Origin of the sequence: Curtobacterium sp. UCD-KPL2560 (assembly GCF_001705035.1) — a bacterium.
GTDB lineage: Bacteria > Actinomycetota > Actinomycetes > Actinomycetales > Microbacteriaceae > Curtobacterium.
Genome location: NZ_MCIG01000031.1, coordinates 1 through 17747, shown reverse-complemented (window position 1 = coordinate 17747; position 17747 = coordinate 1). Strand labels below are relative to the sequence as shown.

19 protein-coding genes and 1 pseudogene are annotated in these 17747 nt (G+C 73.3%); 4 read left to right on the top strand and 16 right to left on the bottom strand.

Annotated elements, in window-relative coordinates:
* Positions 1–70: 70 nt before the first annotated feature.
* From BEP24_RS09065 to BEP24_RS09050, 4 genes are all read right to left on the bottom strand, one after another.
* Positions 71–514: an SRPBCC family protein gene (locus BEP24_RS09065; protein WP_065962561.1), complete on the bottom strand. Its 444-nt coding sequence runs from the start codon at positions 512–514 to the stop codon at positions 71–73.
* Positions 515–516: 2 nt separating this feature from the next.
* Entirely contained in the window at positions 517–1962 is a 1446-nt protein-coding gene (locus tag BEP24_RS09060; protein WP_065962557.1) for an NAD(P)/FAD-dependent oxidoreductase, read from the bottom strand.
* 52 nt (positions 1963–2014) lie between these two features.
* The gene (locus BEP24_RS09055) at positions 2015–2572 is read right to left on the bottom strand and encodes a hypothetical protein (RefSeq protein ID WP_065962556.1); all 558 of its coding nucleotides are present in this window, start codon (positions 2570–2572) and stop codon (positions 2015–2017) included.
* A 114-nt stretch (positions 2573–2686) separates the two neighbouring features.
* Complete coding sequence (locus tag BEP24_RS09050; protein ID WP_065962554.1) at positions 2687–3373, bottom strand: hypothetical protein; 687 nt, start codon at positions 3371–3373, stop codon at positions 2687–2689.
* 94 nt (positions 3374–3467) lie between these two features.
* Here BEP24_RS09050 and BEP24_RS17825 point away from each other — a divergent pair, with 94 nt between their 5' ends.
* Positions 3468–4091 carry a TetR/AcrR family transcriptional regulator gene (locus BEP24_RS17825; protein WP_065962550.1) on the top strand — a complete coding sequence of 208 codons (624 nt, stop codon included), beginning with the start codon at positions 3468–3470 and terminating at the stop codon, positions 4089–4091.
* Between the two features lie 181 nt (positions 4092–4272).
* Here BEP24_RS17825 and BEP24_RS09040 read toward each other — a convergent pair whose 3' ends face one another.
* From BEP24_RS09040 to BEP24_RS09005, 8 genes are all read right to left on the bottom strand, one after another.
* The gene (locus BEP24_RS09040) at positions 4273–5346 is read right to left on the bottom strand and encodes a glycine betaine ABC transporter substrate-binding protein (protein ID WP_083230242.1); all 1074 of its coding nucleotides are present in this window, start codon (positions 5344–5346) and stop codon (positions 4273–4275) included.
* Positions 5343–6104: an ABC transporter permease gene (locus BEP24_RS09035; RefSeq protein WP_065962549.1), complete on the bottom strand. Its 762-nt coding sequence runs from the start codon at positions 6102–6104 to the stop codon at positions 5343–5345. The genes BEP24_RS09040 and BEP24_RS09035 overlap by 4 nt, the downstream gene beginning before the upstream one ends.
* A complete protein-coding gene (locus tag BEP24_RS09030) occupies positions 6101–7408 on the bottom strand; it encodes an ATP-binding cassette domain-containing protein (RefSeq protein WP_065962544.1) in 1308 nt (435 codons plus the stop codon). The genes BEP24_RS09035 and BEP24_RS09030 overlap by 4 nt, the downstream gene beginning before the upstream one ends.
* A complete protein-coding gene (locus BEP24_RS09025; protein ID WP_065962543.1) occupies positions 7395–8042 on the bottom strand; it encodes an ABC transporter permease in 648 nt (215 codons plus the stop codon). Before BEP24_RS09025 ends, BEP24_RS09030 begins: the two co-directional genes overlap by 14 nt.
* Before the next feature lie 208 nt (positions 8043–8250).
* Complete coding sequence (locus tag BEP24_RS09020; protein WP_216093122.1) at positions 8251–8943, bottom strand: DinB family protein; 693 nt, start codon at positions 8941–8943, stop codon at positions 8251–8253.
* Complete coding sequence (locus BEP24_RS09015) at positions 8940–9572, bottom strand: hypothetical protein (protein ID WP_065962539.1); 633 nt, start codon at positions 9570–9572, stop codon at positions 8940–8942. The genes BEP24_RS09020 and BEP24_RS09015 overlap by 4 nt, the downstream gene beginning before the upstream one ends.
* 89 nt (positions 9573–9661) lie before the next feature.
* On the bottom strand, positions 9662–10540 hold the full coding sequence (locus tag BEP24_RS09010) for an aminoglycoside phosphotransferase family protein (RefSeq protein WP_065962538.1): 879 nt from the start codon (positions 10538–10540) through the stop codon (positions 9662–9664).
* A gap of 70 nt (positions 10541–10610) precedes the next feature.
* Positions 10611–11411 carry a ScbR family autoregulator-binding transcription factor gene (locus tag BEP24_RS09005; RefSeq protein ID WP_065962536.1) on the bottom strand — a complete coding sequence of 267 codons (801 nt, stop codon included), beginning with the start codon at positions 11409–11411 and terminating at the stop codon, positions 10611–10613.
* 80 nt (positions 11412–11491) lie between these two features.
* Between BEP24_RS09005 and BEP24_RS09000 the strand changes: the two genes are divergently transcribed.
* Entirely contained in the window at positions 11492–11935 is a 444-nt protein-coding gene (locus tag BEP24_RS09000) for a hypothetical protein (protein WP_065962535.1), read from the top strand.
* A gap of 22 nt (positions 11936–11957) precedes the next feature.
* Here the strand turns inward: BEP24_RS09000 and BEP24_RS08995 are convergent, their stop codons facing one another.
* Together BEP24_RS08995 and BEP24_RS08990 are read right to left on the bottom strand one after the other, a co-directional pair.
* Positions 11958–13121 (bottom strand): GAF domain-containing protein, encoded by a 1164-nt coding sequence (locus BEP24_RS08995; RefSeq protein ID WP_065962533.1) that lies wholly within the window; start codon positions 13119–13121, stop codon positions 11958–11960.
* A gap of 9 nt (positions 13122–13130) precedes the next feature.
* Complete coding sequence (locus BEP24_RS08990) at positions 13131–13895, bottom strand: ThuA domain-containing protein (RefSeq protein ID WP_171898778.1); 765 nt, start codon at positions 13893–13895, stop codon at positions 13131–13133.
* 145 nt (positions 13896–14040) lie between these two features.
* On the opposite strand from BEP24_RS08990, the gene BEP24_RS08985 reads away from it, so the two are divergent.
* Positions 14041–14496 carry a DUF3817 domain-containing protein gene (locus tag BEP24_RS08985; protein WP_065962529.1) on the top strand — a complete coding sequence of 152 codons (456 nt, stop codon included), beginning with the start codon at positions 14041–14043 and terminating at the stop codon, positions 14494–14496.
* 72 nt (positions 14497–14568) lie between these two features.
* Here BEP24_RS08985 and BEP24_RS08980 read toward each other — a convergent pair whose 3' ends face one another.
* Together BEP24_RS08980 and BEP24_RS08975 are read right to left on the bottom strand one after the other, a co-directional pair.
* Positions 14569–16779, bottom strand: a complete 2211-nt coding sequence (locus tag BEP24_RS08980; protein ID WP_065962527.1) for an NADP-dependent isocitrate dehydrogenase — start codon at positions 16777–16779, stop codon at positions 14569–14571.
* A 129-nt stretch (positions 16780–16908) separates the two neighbouring features.
* Positions 16909–17397: a hypothetical protein gene (locus tag BEP24_RS08975; RefSeq protein WP_065962525.1), complete on the bottom strand. Its 489-nt coding sequence runs from the start codon at positions 17395–17397 to the stop codon at positions 16909–16911.
* Positions 17398–17559: 162 nt separating this feature from the next.
* Here BEP24_RS08975 and BEP24_RS08970 point away from each other — a divergent pair.
* A pseudogene (locus BEP24_RS08970) lies at positions 17560–17747 on the top strand (hypothetical protein); the annotation flags it as partial.

Genomic DNA, 17747 nt, shown 5'->3' with positions numbered 1-17747 from the left:
GGGCCTCCCGTCCGCCGTGTCGGCGACCCCGCGCCGGTGGCGACGCAGCCGCCGCCGCGGACGACCGCCGTCAGCGGCTCTGCGCGCGACCCGCCGCGACCCAGCCGAGCCGGCGGACGCTCTCGTGGTTCCGGATCCAGATGCCCGGCTGCGCGATGAACCCGGGGACGAGCGTGCCCGGACCCGCGACGGGGTTCTCGCGCATCGTCACCCGGCAACCGCGGGGGTGCTCGGCGACCTCGATCTCGACGCGGGCCTCCCCCACCGGCCAGCCGCGCGCCTGGATGACCATCCGACGGGGCTCGTCGTACTCGAGCACCGTCGTGGTGTCGTCGATCACGAACGGCCAGACGCCGAACGAGTGGTGGATCTTCGTGCCGACCGCCGGCCAACCGCGTTCCTCACCGCGCATCCGCGACGCACCGACCACCCACGTGGGGTAGAGCCAACCGTCGCGGAGCACGTCGAACACGTCCTCCGGGGTGCAGCGCAGGTTGCGGACGTTCTTCGCCATGGTCATTCCTCCGGTGCGAGATCGACGTCGTCGGGGAGCCCGAACGTGTGGCGCAGGGCGCTCTTCGCGGCGTGCCAGCCCGCCATGCCGTGCACGCCGGGCCCCGGGGCGGACGCCTCGGAGCACAGGTACATGCCGCCGCCCATCCGCCACGGGTCGCTCGACAGCACCGGTCGCTTCACCAGCTGCCAGAAGCTCGCGGCGCCCGCGGCGATGTCCCCGCCCTCGTAGTTCGGGTTGTACTCGGCCATCTGCACCGCGGTGCGGCTGGCCGACTGCAGGACGGTGTCGCGGAAGCCCGGCGCGAAGCGCTCGATCTGCCGCACGACCGCCTCGGTCGGGTCGACGTCCGAGCCAGCGGGCACGTGCGCGTACGCCCAGAAGACGTGCTTGCCGCGCGGAGCCCGGCTCCGGTCGACCACGGTCGGCTCCGACCCGAGCACGTACGGTCGCTCCGCGTGCCGACCGTGCGCGACGGCGTGCTCGGCCCCGGCGATCTCGGCGCGTGTGCCGCCGATGTGCACCGTGCCGGCCTTCCGGAGCGCCTCGTTCGTCCACGGCACCGGGTCGGACAGCGCGAAGTCGACCTTCGCCGCCGCGTTGCCGAACCGGAAGCGGCGGAGGGCGCCGCGCTTCGGCGTCGGGATCTGCTTCCCGGCGATCCGGAGCATGCCGGGGACGCTCGTGTCGAAGAGCACCGCCTTGGCGGGGGTGAGGTCGCCGAGCGACCGGACCTCGCGGCCGGTCTCGATCGTCCCGCCGTGCGCGACGAGGTCCGCGGCGAGCGCGTCGACGATCGCCTGGCTGCCGCCGATCGGCACCGGCCAGCCCCGGGCGTGCGCGTACGAGCCGAGCGACAGGGCCGCGGCGGCGGTGGCCAGGGACGGCAGGTGCTGGATCGAGTGCGCCGCGACCCCGGAGACCATCGCCGGGGCGACCTGCTCGCGGAACCGCACGTTCCAGGCCGCGGACCCCTGCTCGAGCGCGCGCAGTCCGAAGCGCAGCACGGTGAGCGGGTGCCGCGGCACGTGCAGCAGGGCGTCGGTGGCGAAGTCGGCCACCTGGTCGGCACTGCGGGCGAGCGGCGCCATGAGGTTCCGGAAGGCCGGGCCGTCCACGCCGAGCTCCGCCGCGGTCCGCTCGACGTCCTGGTACGCGATGCCGGCGTCGCCGCGGTCGAGCGGGTGGCCGTACTGAACCTCGGGCAGGCGGAGCTCGATCCGGTCCTCCAGGCGGAACAGCCGGAAGAACTCCGACTGCAGCGCCATCGGGTGCACCGCGGAGCAGACGTCGTGGTGGAACCCGGGCAGCGTGAGCTCGGCGGTGCGCGCTCCCCCGCCGATCGTGTCGTTCCGCTCGACGACCTCGACCGACAAGCCCGCGCGGGCGAGTGTCACCGCCGCCGCGAGTCCGTTCGGTCCGGCTCCGACGACCACCGCATCAACCATGGGTACGAGCCTAGGGACCGGCGGCTGCGCGGGCTCTCGTCCTGCGGCCCGGTCAGATGACCGTGCAGCCCCGTTCGATCGCATCCCGCTTCCGCGCGAGCACGGCGTCGATGCGCTGAGCGGACCCGATCAGCGTCGCTGCGTCGAGGTCGACCGCCCGGGCGACCGCGACGAGGTCCGCGCGGATCCGTTCGAGCGGTGCGTCGAAGACCGGCTCGTGGTGGGCGAGACGGTTGCGGAAGCGGCGCAGGTCGTCGAGCTGCCGGTGCAGCTGCTTCCGCCGGGTGGTGCCCAGGTTCGGGAACGCTCGGACGATGCGGGGCTGCCAGAGTGCGGTCTCGTAGCTCAGCGTGGGGTGCCGTGGCACACCCGCGTCCGTCAGGCCGACCCCGAGACCGAAGTTCGACGCCGCGACGACCTGGCCCGCGCTCGGATCCGCGACACCGCGCCTCCGGAGCGTCGCGAGGGCATCGTCGACGGCGCGACGCTCCCGTTCCAGCAGGCGGACACTGTCGAGATCGGTCCTGCCGCGGTAGCGCTGTTCGTACCGGGCGAGCCGCGGCGCACTCACCACCGCAGGGAGTCGCTCGAGCTCGGAGATGTCGACCACGCCTGCACCTTCCCCCCGGAACGCAGTTGCCCCAGGAGTCCGACGGTGCCGAATGGTCCTGGGGCGTTACCTGTCCAGGGTACCGGACCGGTACTGGAACATCAAGTTCCACGGTCAGGGCCGCGCCGCGTCCGCGTCCGCCGGGTCCGTGCCGTCCTCGGGCCCGTCGCCCTCGTCCGGCTCGTCGGCGTCCGCTGCCACGGTCTCGGGCGTCCCGGAGCCGACCGGGTGCGCCGCGAGCAGCTCGGCGAAGTCCTCGTCGAGCATCTGCTGCAGGCGCTCGTCGCGGCCGATCTCGTAGTCCTCCGTCGGTCGCTGCGCCCAGCCGAGCCGTCCCACGACCGTCGTGCCGATGTCGTCCCACGCACGTGCCCGGGCCTGCAGGACGATGCCATCGACGAACCCCTGGTCCTCGCGGCGGCGGTCGAGCATGGTGGCGAGCTGCTCGTACGTGGCCTCGCGCGTGCGGAGCTTGAGGTCGTCCCCGCGGCGGTAGTCGTGCTGGTGCCGGGAGCGCCCGGTCTGCTTGCTCGACCGCGACCGGATCTCGCGCATCCGGGCGGCGTCACCGCGCTGTTCCTCGGCGAGCCGGTGCAGTTCCTCACGCACGGACTCGGCGACGACCGCGTGGTCGAAGTACCCCTGGTCGCGCAGCGAGTTCGTGATGACGCGGTTCGCGACGGCCACGACGACCGCGGCCTTGGCGATGAGGAACCCCTCGTCGACCGCGCGCTTCAGCTCGACCTGGCTGACGGGGCGGTCGCGCACGTCGTGCTTGCTGCGTCGTCCGAACAGGGCCATGCTCCGACGATACCGGCGACCACCCCCGGTCCGTCCGGGGGTGCGCGGGCGGGCGTGCCCCGGGGTCACCGGCGGGACGGTTACAGTACGACCCATGTCCGACCCCGCACCGACGATGGGTCTGCGCGACCGCAAGCGCCGCGAGACCCGCCGGCGCATCGCCGACGCCGCGCGCTCCCTGGCCCTCGAGCAGGACCTCGACCGCACCACGATCGAGCAGATCGCGGCGCGGGCCGACGTCTCGCCGCGGACGTTCTTCAACTACTTCGAGAGCAAGGAGGACGCGGTCCTCGGGCACACCGAGCTCGACCTGTCCCCCGCGACCCTCGACGCGCACCTCGCCGAGGTCTCCGGCCGCCCGGTCGTCGAGGCCGTCGTCGACCTGGCGTTCCTGGTGTTCGGCGACTCCTTCGGCGACGAACGCGAGCGCGAGCACCGCAAGGAGGTGATCGTGCGCTTCCCACAGCTGGTCCGGCGGCAGGTCACCCGGATGACGACGGTGGCCGAGGCGATGACCGGCGCGGTCCGCACGATCCTCGCGCGCGACCCGGCCTGGGGCCCGGAGGCGGCGACGCCCGAGGCGGCCGAGATGCTGCTCGGCATGTGCATGACCGGACTGCGGAGCGCCGCCCGGCACGACGGGTCCGAGCCCGCCGAGGTGCGCGAGCGGCTCGTCACGACGATCAGCGACACGGCAGCCCGGCTCGCCTCCGCCTGACGGGCGGGACGCGCGCCCGCGACCCGACGCCGGACCCGCCGAGCGCCGCCCGCGACCCGACGCCGCACCGGCGGGACACGCGCACCGCGCCCGACGCGACCCCGTGCAGGACGGGAGGCGCGGCACCCACCGGCACCGCGCCTCCCGTCCGTCCCGTCCACGTCGCGACGCGGCCCGCGGGTCACGGCTTCGTGATGAAGCCCTCCCGCACCATCCAGTCGAACGCGACGTCCGCCGGCTCGCGGCCCTCGACGTCCACCTGCCGGTTCAGCTCCTGCAGCACGGCGTCCGTGAGCTTCGGCGAGATCTGGTCGTACACGCCCCGGAGCTGCGGGTACTCGCGCAGCGTCGCCGAGTCGATCACGGGTGCGACGTTGTACGCCGGGAAGAACGCCCGGTCGTCCTGGAGCACGGTCAGCCCGAGCGACTTGATGCGGCCGTCGGTCGTGAACACCTCGCCGAAGTTGCACTTGCCACGGTCGGTCGCGGTGTAGACCGTGCCGGTGTCGAGGATGCTGACGTTGCCGTTCGGCACGGCGTTCTCCCCCGATCCACCGAGCTCCAGCCCGTACTTCTCGAGCATCGGCTTGAAGCCGTCCGCACGGGAGTTGAACTCCGACTCGACGCAGAACGTGCGCTGGTCGACCGGCAGCTTCGTGATGTCCGACAGGGTCTTCACGTTCCCGAGCTCGGCGACGGCCTCGTCGCGGACCGCGAACGCGTACGTGTTGTTCATCGGCGCCGGCTCGAGCCAGGTCAGCCCGTTGCGCGCGTCCTCCTGCTTGACGGCCTGCCACTGCTCGGTCTTGTCCGGGATCCCCTGCTCGTGCGCCATGAAGGTCAGCCAGGCGGTGCCCGTGTACTCCCAGGTGACGTCGGCGTCGTGCGAGGTCATCAGCTCGCGCACCGCGACGGAACCCGGCACGTTCGTCTCGTCGGTGACGTCGAAGCCCGCGGCCTTGGCGGCGAGCACGGCGATCTTGCCGAGGACGAGCTGCTCCGTGAAGTTCTTCGACGTCACGGTGATGGACGCAGCCTCCGGCAGGTCGTCGATCCGGTGGATCGACCCGGGGGCTGCACCCGGCACGAAGGACGCGGCGGGCTGCAGGCCGCAGCCCGCCAGCACGAGGGCGCTCGCGCCCGCCACGGCGGCTGCGGCGAGCACACGGCGGCGGGCGGACGGCCGGGAGGCGCGGCGCACGTCCGGCACGTCGGCTCGCGTCGTGCGCTCCTGCGTACGGCTGTGGTCCGTCATCGGAGTCCCTTCGGTCGTGCGACCGTCTCGACCACGCGGCCGATCCAGTCGATGGTCAGGGCGAGCAGGGCGACGAGGAGCGCGCCCGAGACGAGCACCTTCGGCAGGAACAGGTTCACGCCCGTGGTGATGAGCAGGCCGAGGCCGCCCGCGCCGACGAAGGTCGCCAGGCTCGCGGTCCCGACGAGGAGCACGAGCGCGGTGCGGATGCCGGAGAGCATGACCGGCACGGCGAGCGGGAGCTCCACCTTGAGCAGGACGGCGAACGCGCTCATGCCCATGCCCCGGCCGGCCTCGACGAGGCGCTCGTCGACGCTCTGCACCCCGAGCATGGTGTTCCGGAGCACCGGCAGGATCGCGTACAGCACGAGGGCGACGACCGCCGACCAGCTGTTCAGGCCGAGCCACGCCGCGAGCAGCACGATGAGGCCGACCGCCGGGGCCGCCTGGCCGAAGTTCGCGACCGCGATGACGGCGGTGCTCGCGCGGCGCAGGGGCCCGCGGGTGAGCAGGACCCCGAGCGGGATGCCGATCACGAGCACGAGCACGGTGGCCTGCAGGGTGAGGACGAGGTGCTGCCCGGTCAGGTCGAGGATGCCGCTCGGGTTCAGGGTCGAGCGCTCGGTGGCGGACAGGTCGGCGGTGGCGAGCCAGACGACGAACCCGGCGAGGACGACCAGGATCGCGATCGGCTGCACGAGGAGCCCCTTCCAGGGCGTCCGCTCACCGGTGGCCGGGCCGGCGACGGCGGTGCTCACCGGTCCCCCTCGCGGGACGCGTCGCCGTCACGGGCCTGCTGCTCGTCGTTCCGCTCCTCGACGACGGCGGGCGACGACGGCAGCGTCTCGATCGGGTTCGTGTTCGTGCCGACCGGGGCGTACGCCTGGTCGGAGGCGGCGGCCGCGCGGGACCGGGTGATGGCGTCCATCACGGTCTCGACGGTGATGACGCCGCGGAAGGACTCGCCGCGACCGGTCACCAGTGCGGCGCCGGCGCTCGAGACGAGCATGGTGTCGAGCGCGTCGTTGAGCGTCGCGGCCTCGCCGACCACGGGCAGCTCGGGCTCGATGCCCTCGGGCACGCGGGTCAGGCGCTCGAGCTGGCGACGGGTCGGCCACCCGATCGGCCGCTGCCGCCGGTCGACGACCACGGCGTGCTGGTGTCCACCGGCCTCGTCCATGCGCTGCAGGACGGCCCGGGTCTCCTCGCCGGGCGAGCAGGTGACGGCCGGGGCGAGCTCGACGTCGCGCACCCGGTTCAGGGTGAGCTGCTTCAGGCCGGCACCGGAGCCGATGAAGTTCTCGACGAACTCGTTCGCCGGCTCGGCCAGGATGCGCTCCGGGGTGTCGTACTGCACGATGTGCGCGCCCTCGGTGAAGATCACGATCCAGTCGCCGAGCTTCACGGCCTCGTCGAAGTCGTGCGTGACGATGACGATCGTCTTGTGCAGCTCCTCCTGGATGCGCAGGAGCTCGTCCTGCAGGCGCTGCCGGGTGATCGGGTCGACGGCGCCGAACGGCTCGTCCATGAGCAGGACGGGCGGGTCCGCCGCGAGCGCCCGGGCGACGCCGACGCGCTGCTGCTGCCCGCCGGACAGCTCGCGGGGGAACCGGTCGCGGTAGGTGTCGGGGTCGAGCGAGACGAGGTCGAGCAGCTCGTCGACACGGGCGGCGATCTTCTCCTTCGACCAGCCGAGAATCTTCGGCACGATCGCGATGTTCGCGGCGACCGTCATGTGCGGGAAGAGCCCCCCGGCCTGGATGACGTAGCCCATGCGGCGGCGCAGCTCGTCGCCGTCGATGCCCGTGACGTCCTCGTCGCCGACGACGATCCGGCCCTCGGTGGGCTCGATCAGGCGGTTGATCATCTTCAGCGTCGTCGTCTTGCCACAGCCGGACGGCCCGACGAGCATGACGACCTTGCCGGCCGGGATCTCGAGCGTGATGCCGTCGACCGCGGGCTTCTGCTGCCCGGGGTACCGCTTGGTGACCTCGTCGAGCAGGATGCTGCGGCCGGTGACGTCACCGGCGGGGGCGGTGGTGGCGGAGTCAGTGCTGGACACGGATACCTCTCGGGGTGGTCAGACGGCCGAGGCCGATGAGGAGCAGGTCGAGGACGAGGGCGAGCAGCACGACGCCGACGACGCCCACGACCACGGCGTTCAGGGCGTTCGCGCCGCCGAGGCGGGACAGGCCGGAGAAGATGAAGCCACCGAGGCCGGGACCGAGCGCGTACGCGGCGATCGCGGCGATGCCCATCACCATCTGCGCCGAGACGCGGACACCGCTGAGGATGATCGGCCACGCCATCGGCAGCTCGACCTGCAGCAGGGTGCGGATGCGGCTCATCCCGATCCCCCGCGCGGACTCGACGACCGTCGGCGGGATCTCGGCGAGCCCGACCACCGCGTTGCGCAGGATGGGCAGCGCGGCGAAGAACACGACCGTCACGACGGACGGCAGCACGCCGAAGCCGAGCGGCACGATGAGCAGACCGATCACCGCGAACGACGGCAGGGTGAGGCCGATCGCGGACACCGCGTTGGCGACGGAGCTCAGCCGCGGACTGCGGTAGACGAGCGTGGCGAGCACCACGGCGATGACCGCGGCGAGCACCGTGCACTGGACCACCAGTGAGAAGTGCTGCCACGACGCGAACCAGATCTGGTCCCACCGCTCGACGACGTACTGGAACACGTGGGGGTTCCTCCCTGGTCGGCCGAACGCCCCACAGGACGGGGCTCGAACCCGACCGACCGTACGGCGGGCACCCCGCGCTTGTACAACGGCGACGGACGGTCCCGCGCGGATCCTGCGTGTTCGACCACAGGGAAATCCCTGATCAGCGAATGGTGAGCGGTCACTTCCTGGGAGAACGGTAACGATGCCGACCGACGGTCGGGTATCAGGCGCGGTCCGGCAGTCCCGCACGCTCGGCGATGTCGACCAGGTGCTCCCGCCACGCCGCCCACTCCGCCGGACTCTTGGCGGCGAGGTTGCCGTCCCCGTCGCCCGCCAGGCCGTCGAGCATCTCGCGCACGATGTCCGCGTGCCCCGCGTGCCGGGCGGTCTCGTACGCCATGTGCACGAGGATCCGGTGCAGCGTCACCTCGCGGTGCCCCTCCGGCCACCACGGGACGACCCCGCGGGCGTCGAGGTCGAGCGCCTCGATGGTCGCGTCGGCGTGCGCGGCACTGCGGTGGTGGAACGCGACGACGTCGGCCGTCGACTCGTCGAGCGAGGCGTACATGTCGGCGCCGTCCCACGACTCGAGCCAGGCGGGCGGGTCGGGCAGCGGTCGGCCGAACACCGTGCCGAGGTACCCGGCCTGCACGCCGGCGACGTGCTTGACGAGTCCGAGGACGTTCGTGCCCGTCGGGGTGAGCGGCCACCGGGCCTGCCGCTCCGCGAGGCCGTCGAGCTTCGCCAGCAGCGCGGCCCGGTGCTTGCGCAGGTACCGGTGCAGCGTGTCCTTCAGCATCGCGGCGTCCGTGGTCGGCGAGGTCCCCTCGTCGGACAGCGTGGACAGCCTGCTCGACACGATCGCGTCGGCGGGCGGTGCCGGGGTCACGGCGGGGACCGGGTCGGTGTTCGTCACGTCGCCGATGCTGCCACCCGGCGGGCGGTCACGCGCGCCGACTCGTGCACGGCGACCCGCTCGGCCGTGAGCAGGAGGGAGGCGACCTGCTCCTGCGTCCGGTCCGGTCCGTCGTTCCACCGGGTCAGGTCGCGCACACGGGCGGTGCGGACGTCGGGCGCCGGCGTCCACAGCACGGGCCGGCCCTCGTCGGCGGCGAGCGCGTGCCACACCAGGTCGAGGGCGCGCTGCACGGGTTGGGTGTGCACGGCCTGCGGACCGCCGGCGGCCGAGACCACCGCGCCGACGAGGCACGCGCCGACGAGCGGGCGCCCCTGCGCCTCGGTCGCGGCGGCGCTCGACGCGGTGCGCTGCCGACCGTGCTCGTCGAGGTAGGTGAACCAGGCGTGCTGCACCCAGCCGCGCTCGACGACCCCGCGGGCGTCGGTGAGGAGCCGCTGCAGCTCGCCGAGCTCCTGCACGTGGGCGGCCAGGCGGCGGTCGCGGGCGGCGGCGCGGTGTGCGGCCCACCGGTCGAGGAGTCCGCGCAGCCCCGACGGTCCCGGGGCGGGCGGTGCGGTGTCGCGGCGGACTGCGGCGGGGGAGGCGTCGGTGTCGACGTCGTGCGGGACGCGGAACTCGAGGGTCATCAGGCCCCTCCGATCTCCAGTGCACGGTCAGGTGCGAGGAAGCGTACGCCCGGGACCGACGGCCGTCCAGGGGTGTGCGCGGACCGGTCTCAGTCGTCGAGCACGGCGTCGAGCGCCCGGACCGCGACGTCCCGGTGGCCCGGCTCGTCGCTCGTCGCGAGCGCCGAGGCGATCGCGACCGCCCAGCCGCGGGCGCGCGTCCAGGTCGCGTCGTCGGCCGCGACCCGCGTCGCGAAGGCGGTCCGCGCCTCCCGGTCGAGGGTGAGCCACCGGGTGGCGAGGTCGACGGCCGGGTCCCCCGCGGTCACGTCGCCGAAGTCGACGACCGCCGACAGGCGGACCGCTCCGTCGGGGCGGTCGTCGACGAGCACGTTGGACGGGTGCAGGTCGCCGTGCACCCAGACGGGAGGCCCGGTGTGCGCGGGCGCGTCGATCGCGGTCCGCCAGAGCGCGGCCGCCTCCACGGCACGGGGCACGTCCGTCGTCGTCAGTCGCGTCGTCACCGCCGCGTCCCGCTCGGCGAGCGGCACGGCGCGGAAGGGGTTGCGTGGTGCGTCCGCCGCAGCGGGCACGTGCAGGCACCTCAGGAAGGCGGCGAGGTCCTCGGCGACCGGTCGGCCCTGCGGCACCGCGTCCGCCGGTCGACCGGCCAGCCACGGCACGATGCTCCACGACCACGGGTACCCGTGTGCCGGGCGCCCGGTGCGGACCGGGGCGGGCACGGGTGCGACCGCGGCCACGCGTGCGGCGATGCCGGGCAGCCAGCGCTGTTCGTGCGCGACGAGCTCGGCCGCGGCGGACCGGCGGGGGAGTCGGACGGCCAGGTCGGCACCCACCCGGACGATCACGTTGTCCCAGCCGTTCGCGACGACGCGCAGCGGCAGGTCGGCGAGGTCGGGGTGCTGGTCGCGGAGCAGCGCGGCCACGAGGTCGGCGTCGACCTCGTGCTCGGCGGCGGGCGTGGGCATCCGGTCAGGGTAGTCGGACCGCACGGCTGAGCGCCGTCACAGGCCCGCGAACGGGGGCGAGGCGAAAAACCTACTCCTTGGTATCCTCTGTGCGAGGCGACGTGGGTGTCCCTGGGGGGACCCGCGTCGCCACGACCGCGGGCCCGTTCCCCGCCGCCCGGTCGCGCGGGTCGTCCGACGCGGTGTCACCGGCATCCGGATCCGCCCCGGCGTCCGTGGCGGTGTCGGCGTCGATGATCGCGACGAGCCGGGGGATCTCCGGGCGCATCCGCTCCGTGACGATCGCCGCGAGCAGCACCGTCCACAGTTCGCGCAGCCGTTCGTACAGGTCGGCGCGGTCGTGCAGCCGGTCGGACGTCATCTGCACCCCGGCGAACGCCGGACCGACCACGCGGCCGACCATCACCGGGTCCCAGGCGGGGTCGACCTCGCCCGCGTCGATCGCCTGCCGCACGACCGACGCGGTGTGCTGCACCCAGTCGGCGTCCGGGTCGCGCCGGACCACGGCCGCGGCGTGCTCGTCGGTCGCGAGCCGGATGCCCGCGCTCACCACGACCTCGTGCACCATCTGCGTCGCGACGCCCTGCGACATCCACATGAGCGACTCGAGCGGCGACAGGCACCGCTCCCGCACGGCGGCGGCGTAGCGGCGGGAGACCTCGTTCTGTGCGGCGACGACCGCGGCGGCCATGTCCGCCTTCGACCGGAAGTGGAAGTAGACGGCGCCCTTCGTCAGCCCGGCGCGTTCGGCCACGCCGTCGACCGACGTGCCGAGGTAGCCGCGTTCGTCGAACTCGTGGGCCGCGGCCTCGACCAGGGCCGCCCGCGTCGCCACCGCCCGCTGCTGCCGGCCCCTGCCCTCCTGCGCCATGCCGACGATCGTAGCCAGGTGCACCCTGCGCGAGGGTGGCCCCCAGGGGACCCCCCGACGGCCTGTCGTACCGTGACCGCATGGACGGATGGCGGAGCCCGCGCACCTGGGCGCTGACGGGACGGTGGCTGCTGCTGCCGATCGCGGTGCTCGACTGGGTGGCCCTCGCCCCGCAGCCGGTCGTCGTGGTGGCGTTCCTGCTCGCCGTCGTCGGCTTCGCCGGGATGGCGGCGGCGCTCGTCGTCCGGATGCTGCACCGGTCCCGCGGCGCGATGGCAGCCGTCGGGGTCGCCCTGCTGCTCGGTGGCCTCGTCGTTCTCGGGCTCGACCCGTTCCCCGGGACGGTGCCGACCCTCGACGCCTGGTGGCCCGATGCCGTCACGCAGCCGCAGGTCGTCGGCAGCGCGTACTGGAAGACCGCCGGACTCGGGATCGAGCTCGCCGGCTTCGTCCTGCTCGCCACGCTCCTCGTCGCCGCGCTCACCGGGCACCCGGAGCGCCGCCGGCACGAAACCGTCCGCTAGCCCCGACCGGGCCCGCGCGGGGTCAGCGGCGGGTGAGCACCACCACGGCGATGCTCCGGTCCGCGGTGTCGTCGGACGCGACCGTGCGGAGCCACTCGAGCAGGTCGTCGGGGTGCGCCGCCGCGAGCGCCGCCAAGCCGTCCTCGCCGCCGACCCCGCCGAGCGCCAGCGCACCCGGTGTCGCCAGCACCACGCGGTCGCCCGGCGCCAGGGTGGTCGTCCCGGTGGTGCGGGGGTGTCCGGCGGGCTGCAGACCGATCGGCAGGTCGGCCGAGCGCAGCGGGACCACCTCGCCCGTGCCGTCGCCGTCCGCGCGGAGCAGCAGTGCCGTGCCCGGGCCCGCGCCCGTCCACGCGAGGTGACCCGACGACGGGTCGAGCCGCAGGTGCAGGAGCGACCCGACGGCGTCCGCAGCGGTCAGGTCGGGGCCGAGCTGCGCCTCCAGACCGGCGACCGCGTCGTCGAACGCGACGTCCGTCCTGGCGACCACCGCGGACCGCACCGATGCGGCGAGCAAGGCGGAGGCGCGCCCCGCGGCGACCGTGCCGACCGTCGCGTGGACCGACCCGTCCGCGGCGACGCGCCAGTCGACGACGTCACCACCGCGCTCGTGCGGCAGGACCAGGCCCTCGACGGCGGCACCCGGCACCGCGACGGCGTCGGGGACGAGCCCCGCGAGGACACGCTGCACGCGACCCCGCTCGATCGAGTGCCCGAGCTCCCGCTCCGCCCAGCGCGCGAGGTCGCGGAGCAGGGCGACGTCCTCGTCGGCGAAGACCCGCGGCTGCGCGTCCATCACGCACAGCGTCCCGACCCGGATGCCGTCGACCGTGCTGAGCGGTGCGCCCGCGTAGAACCGGATGCCGTGCTCCGCGACCGCGGCGGTGTGCGCGAAGCGCGGGTCGAGCGTCGTGTCGGGGATGACCATCGGCTCCGGGGTGAGCACCGTCGTCGCGCAGAACTGCTCGCTCGCGGGCACGCTCGTCCCCTGCTGCCACCCGAACGTCGACTGCGTCGTGACCAGGTCGTGGTGCACGAGGTTGAGGAAGGTCAGCGGGACGCCGAACGCCTCGTGGGTCATCCGGGTGATGCGGTCGAACCGCTCCTCCGGACCGGCACCGAGCACGTCGAGTGCCTCGATGACCGCGGTGCGACGCGCGGCGCCGTCGTCGTTGGGGGTGTCCACCCCACCGTTCTACCGGGAGTCACCCCCGAGGAACCAGTCCCGCGGGTGGGGGTCGGCGGTCAGCGTGCGCCGTTCGGAGGTCGGCGCGGCCCAGGCGGCGGCGTTCGCGAGCACCCGTCGGACGTCGGGGTGGTGGTACACCGGGTACTCCTGGTCGCCGGGCGAGAAGTAGAACACCCGGCCGAGGCCCCGGCGGTAGGCGACACCCGACCGGAAGACCTCGCCGCCCGCGAAGGTGGACAGGAAGACCTCCTCGTCGGGGCGCGGGATGTCGAAGTACTCGCCGTACATCTCCTGCCGGTCGATCACGATCGGGTGCGGGACGCCCGCGGCGATCGGGTGCTCCGGGGCGATCGTCCAGACGAGCTCGCGCTCCCCGTCGTTCCGCCACTTCAGCGAGCACGTCGTGCCCATCAGGCGGGTGAACGGTTTCGAGTAGTGCCCGGAGTGCAGGACGACCAGGCCCATGCCGGCGTGCACGGCACGCACGACGCGGTCGACGACCTCGTCCGCGACCTGGTCGTGCGCCACGTGTCCCCACCAGAACAGGACGTCGGTGCCGGCCAGGCGCTCCTCGGTCAGCCCGTGCTCCGGGTCCTGCAGGGTCGCCGTGCCGACCGTGGCGTCGGGGTGCAGCTCGCGCAGGGCATCGGCGACGACGGTGTGGATGCCGTCGGGGTAGTGGCCGAGCACGGTCGCGTCGCCGCGGCTCTCGTGCACGTTCTCGTTCCAGACGACGATGTCCAGTGGGCGGTTCGGGGTCGGCGCTGACATGGGGTCGACGCTACCCGCTGGCAGTGTCGAATCGATACGAGCGAGCGCCGTGTCGGGAGGAGCCGTCCCGTCGCGGGCACCGCCGTGTCGCCCGCCGCTCGGCGTTCCGGCTGTTCTCCAGGAGCGGTCCGCGACCATGTCGTGCATGACCCCTCGCTCCCTGTTCCGCGCCGCAGCGGTGGCCGAACTCGTGACCTGGACGCTGCTGATCGCCGGGATGGTGCTGAAGTACGGGCTGCACGCGGGGGACTGGGGCGTCCGGATCGGCGGCGGGGTGCACGGGTTCGTCTTCCTCGCCTACCTCGTCGTCACCACGGTCGTCGCGGTGAACCAGCGCTGGTCGGTCGGGGCGCTCGTGCTCGGCTGGGCGAGCGCGGTCGTGCCGTACGCCACCGTGCCGTTCGAGGTCGCCGTCGCGCGCCGCGGGATGCTCGAGGGTCCGTGGCGCCGCGAGGCCGACGAGCGCTCGGGCGCGTGGGACCGGCTGCTCTTCGTCGTGGTCCGTCGGCCCGGGCTGGCGGTCGCCGTCGGCGTGGTCGCGGTGGCGCTCGTGTTCACCGCCCTGCTCGTGGTCGGCCCGCCGGTCCCGTCGCGGAGCTGACGGACCCGCCTGGACGGACGGGAGGCGCGGTGCCGGCCGGCACCGCGCCTCCCGTCGTGTGGGCGGTCGCGCCTAGAGCGTCGCGAGCGCCGCGTTCAGGGTCGCGGACGGACGCATGACCGCGTTCGTCTTCTCGCTGTCCGGACGGTAGTACCCGCCGATGTCGACCGGCTTCCCCTGCACGGCGACCAGCTCGTCGACGATCGTCTGCTCCTGCTCGTCGAGCTGCGTGGCCAGGCTCCGGAACGCCGCTGCGAGCTCGGTGTCCTCGGTCTGCGTCGCGAGCTCGTCGGCCCAGAACTTCGCCAGGTAGAAGTGGCTGCCGCGGTTGTCGATCGAGCCGAGCTTGCGGCCCGGGGACTTGTCCTCATCGAGGAACCGGCCGGTCGCGCGGTCGAGCGTGTCCGCGAGGACCTTGGCCCGCGCGTTGCCCGTGACGCCCGCGAGGTGCTCGAACGAGACCGCCAGCGCCAGGAACTCGCCGAGCGAGTCCCAGCGCAGGTAGTCCTGCTCGACGAGCTGCTGCACGTGCTTCGGGGCGGACCCGCCGGCACCGGTCTCGAACAGCCCGCCACCGCCGAGGAGCGGGACGACCGAGAGCATCTTCGCCGAGGTGCCGAGCTCCATGATCGGGAACAGGTCGGTGAGGTAGTCGCGGAGGACGTTGCCCGTGACCGAGATGGTGTCCTCGCCGCGGCGGATGCGCTCGAGCGAGAAGCGCATGGCGTCCTCGGGCGACATGACCTCGATCTGCAGGCCGTCGGTGTCGTGCTCGCCCAGGTACGTGCGGACGAGGCCGATGAGGTTCGCGTCGTGGGCGCGGGTCTCGTCGAGCCAGAACACCGCGGGCGTGCCGGTGGCGCGGGCGCGCGAGACGGCGAGCTTCACCCAGTCGCGGATCGCGACGTCCTTGGTCTGGCAGGCGCGCCAGATGTCGCCCTGCTCGACCTCGTGCTCGATGACGGTCTCGCCACCGCTCGTGACGACGCGGACGCGACCGGCGCCCGGGACCTCGAAGGTCTTGTCGTGCGAGCCGTACTCCTCGGCCTTCAGCGCCATGAGCCCGACGTTGGGCACCGAGCCCATGGTCGCCGGGTCGAAGGCGCCGTGTGCGCGGCAGTCCTCGATGACGGCCTGGTAGATGCCGGCGTAGCTCGAGTCCGGGATGACCGCGAGGGTGTCGTGCTCCTCGCCGTCCGGACCCCACATGTGGCCGGAGGTGCGGATCATGGCGGGCATGGACGCGTCGACGATGACGTCGCTCGGCACGTGCAGGTTCGTGGTGCCCTTGTCGGAGTCGACCATCGCGAGCTCGGGGCCGGCGTCGATGCCGTCCGCGAACGCCTGCTTGATCTCGGCACCGTTCGGCACCGCGTCGAGCCCGGCGAGGACCGAGCCGAGGCCGTCGTTCGGGTTGAGTCCGGCGGCGGCGAGGTCGGCACCGAAGCGCTCGAACACCGACGGGAAGAACGCGCGGATGACGTGGCCGAAGATGATCGGGTCGGAGACCTTCATCATCGTGGCCTTGAGGTGCACCGAGAACAGGACGCCCTGCTCCTTCGCGGCGGCGATCTGGTCCCGGAGGAACGCCTCGAGCGCACGGACGTGCAGGACCGTGCCGTCGACGACCTCGCCCGCGAGGACCGGGATCGACTGCTTGAGCACGGTGGTCTCGCCGTCGGCGCCCACGAACTCGATCGTCAGGGTGTCGTCGGCGGGTGCGATCCAGGACTGCTCGTTCGACCGGAAGTCGTCCGTGCCCATGGTCACGACGTTCGTCTTCGAGTCGGCGCTCCACGCACCCATGCGGTGCGGGTGCTTCCGGGCGTAGTTCTTCACCGACAGCGGCGCGCGGCGGTCCGAGTTGCCCTCGCGGAGCACCGGGTTCACGGCGCTGCCCTTGACGCGGTCGTAGCGGGCGCGGACGTCGCGCTCCTCGTCCGTGGTGGGCTCGTCGGGGTAGGCGGGCAGGTCGTACCCCTGCGCCTGGAGCTCGGCGATCGCGGCCTTGAGCTGCGGGATCGAGGCCGAGATGTTCGGCAGCTTGATGATGTTCGCCTCGGGGGACTTCGCGAGCTCCCCGAGCTCGGCGAGGGCGTCGTCCAGGCGCTGCTCGGCACTGAGCCGCTCCGGGAACAGGGCGATGATGCGGCCCGACAGCGAGATGTCGCGCGTCTCGACGTCGACGCCGGCCGTGCGGGCGAAGGCCTCGACGACGGGCAGGAACGAGTGGGTCGCGAGGAACGGTGCTTCGTCCGTGAGGGTGTAGATGATCTTGGCCATGCTGGCGGGTACTCCCTTGTTCAGCCGTCGGTCCGCCCCACGCTACTCGGGGCTCGGGATGTCTCGACGTCAAGATACCCGGCCGCAGGCGGCGGGGCCAGCGGGCGCCGGTCGGTGACGCGCCGACCGCTACAGGGTGATCCGGAAGACGCGGACGCCCGAGGCGCGCAGCCCGGCGAGGCCGAGCCGGGAGCGGAGGTCGCGGAACGGGCGTCGGAAGCCGGACGTGGCCGATGCGGCACCGATCTGGTGCAGGACCTCGGACGTCAGGGTCCGTTCGACCTTGGGCGCGAGCCGGGTGACGCCGGAGACCGTGACCACGACCCGGACGGCGTTCGGCGCGAGCAGCGGTTCGATGCGCTCGGCGGCCTCCTGCGCACGGTGGAACGCCGGACCGTCGCCGCGACGGCGGATGGCGATGACGGCGAGCTCGGCGTCCGGTCGGTCGTCCGGATCGGGCAGGTCGTCGAGGTGGACGACGCGCATCCGACCGGCGTCCACACCGGCGCGCACGGCCGCCGCGCGGAGCACGGGCAGCAGGTCCTGGGTGCCCGTGAGGACGACCTCGGCGGTGGCGAGGTCGACGGGTTCGTGCCGTTCCCGCGGCGTTCGGGCCATGGTGCAGGTCCTTCCGGTCGCTGGTCTCGGACACTACCGACCCGACGTCCAGGCGGCACGCAGACGGCACTCCGGGTCAGGAGCCTCCCAGCTGGTCGGTAACGGTGAGATCACGACGAGGCCTGTACAAAGCGTCAGACTCGTGCAGAATGGTCGACGGCCATGACGACGACACACGACCACCACCAGCAGCAGCCGGGGACCCCGGTCGTGCACCTGTCCCGTCGCGCTGCCCTCGAGGCCGAGCGCGCCGCAGCCCGGAAGCCCGCACGCCGGACCCGCTCGACGGCTCCCGCGGCCCAGGCACCCGCCCCCGCGGCCCCAGCAGCCCAGGCTCACGTCGCCAAGGC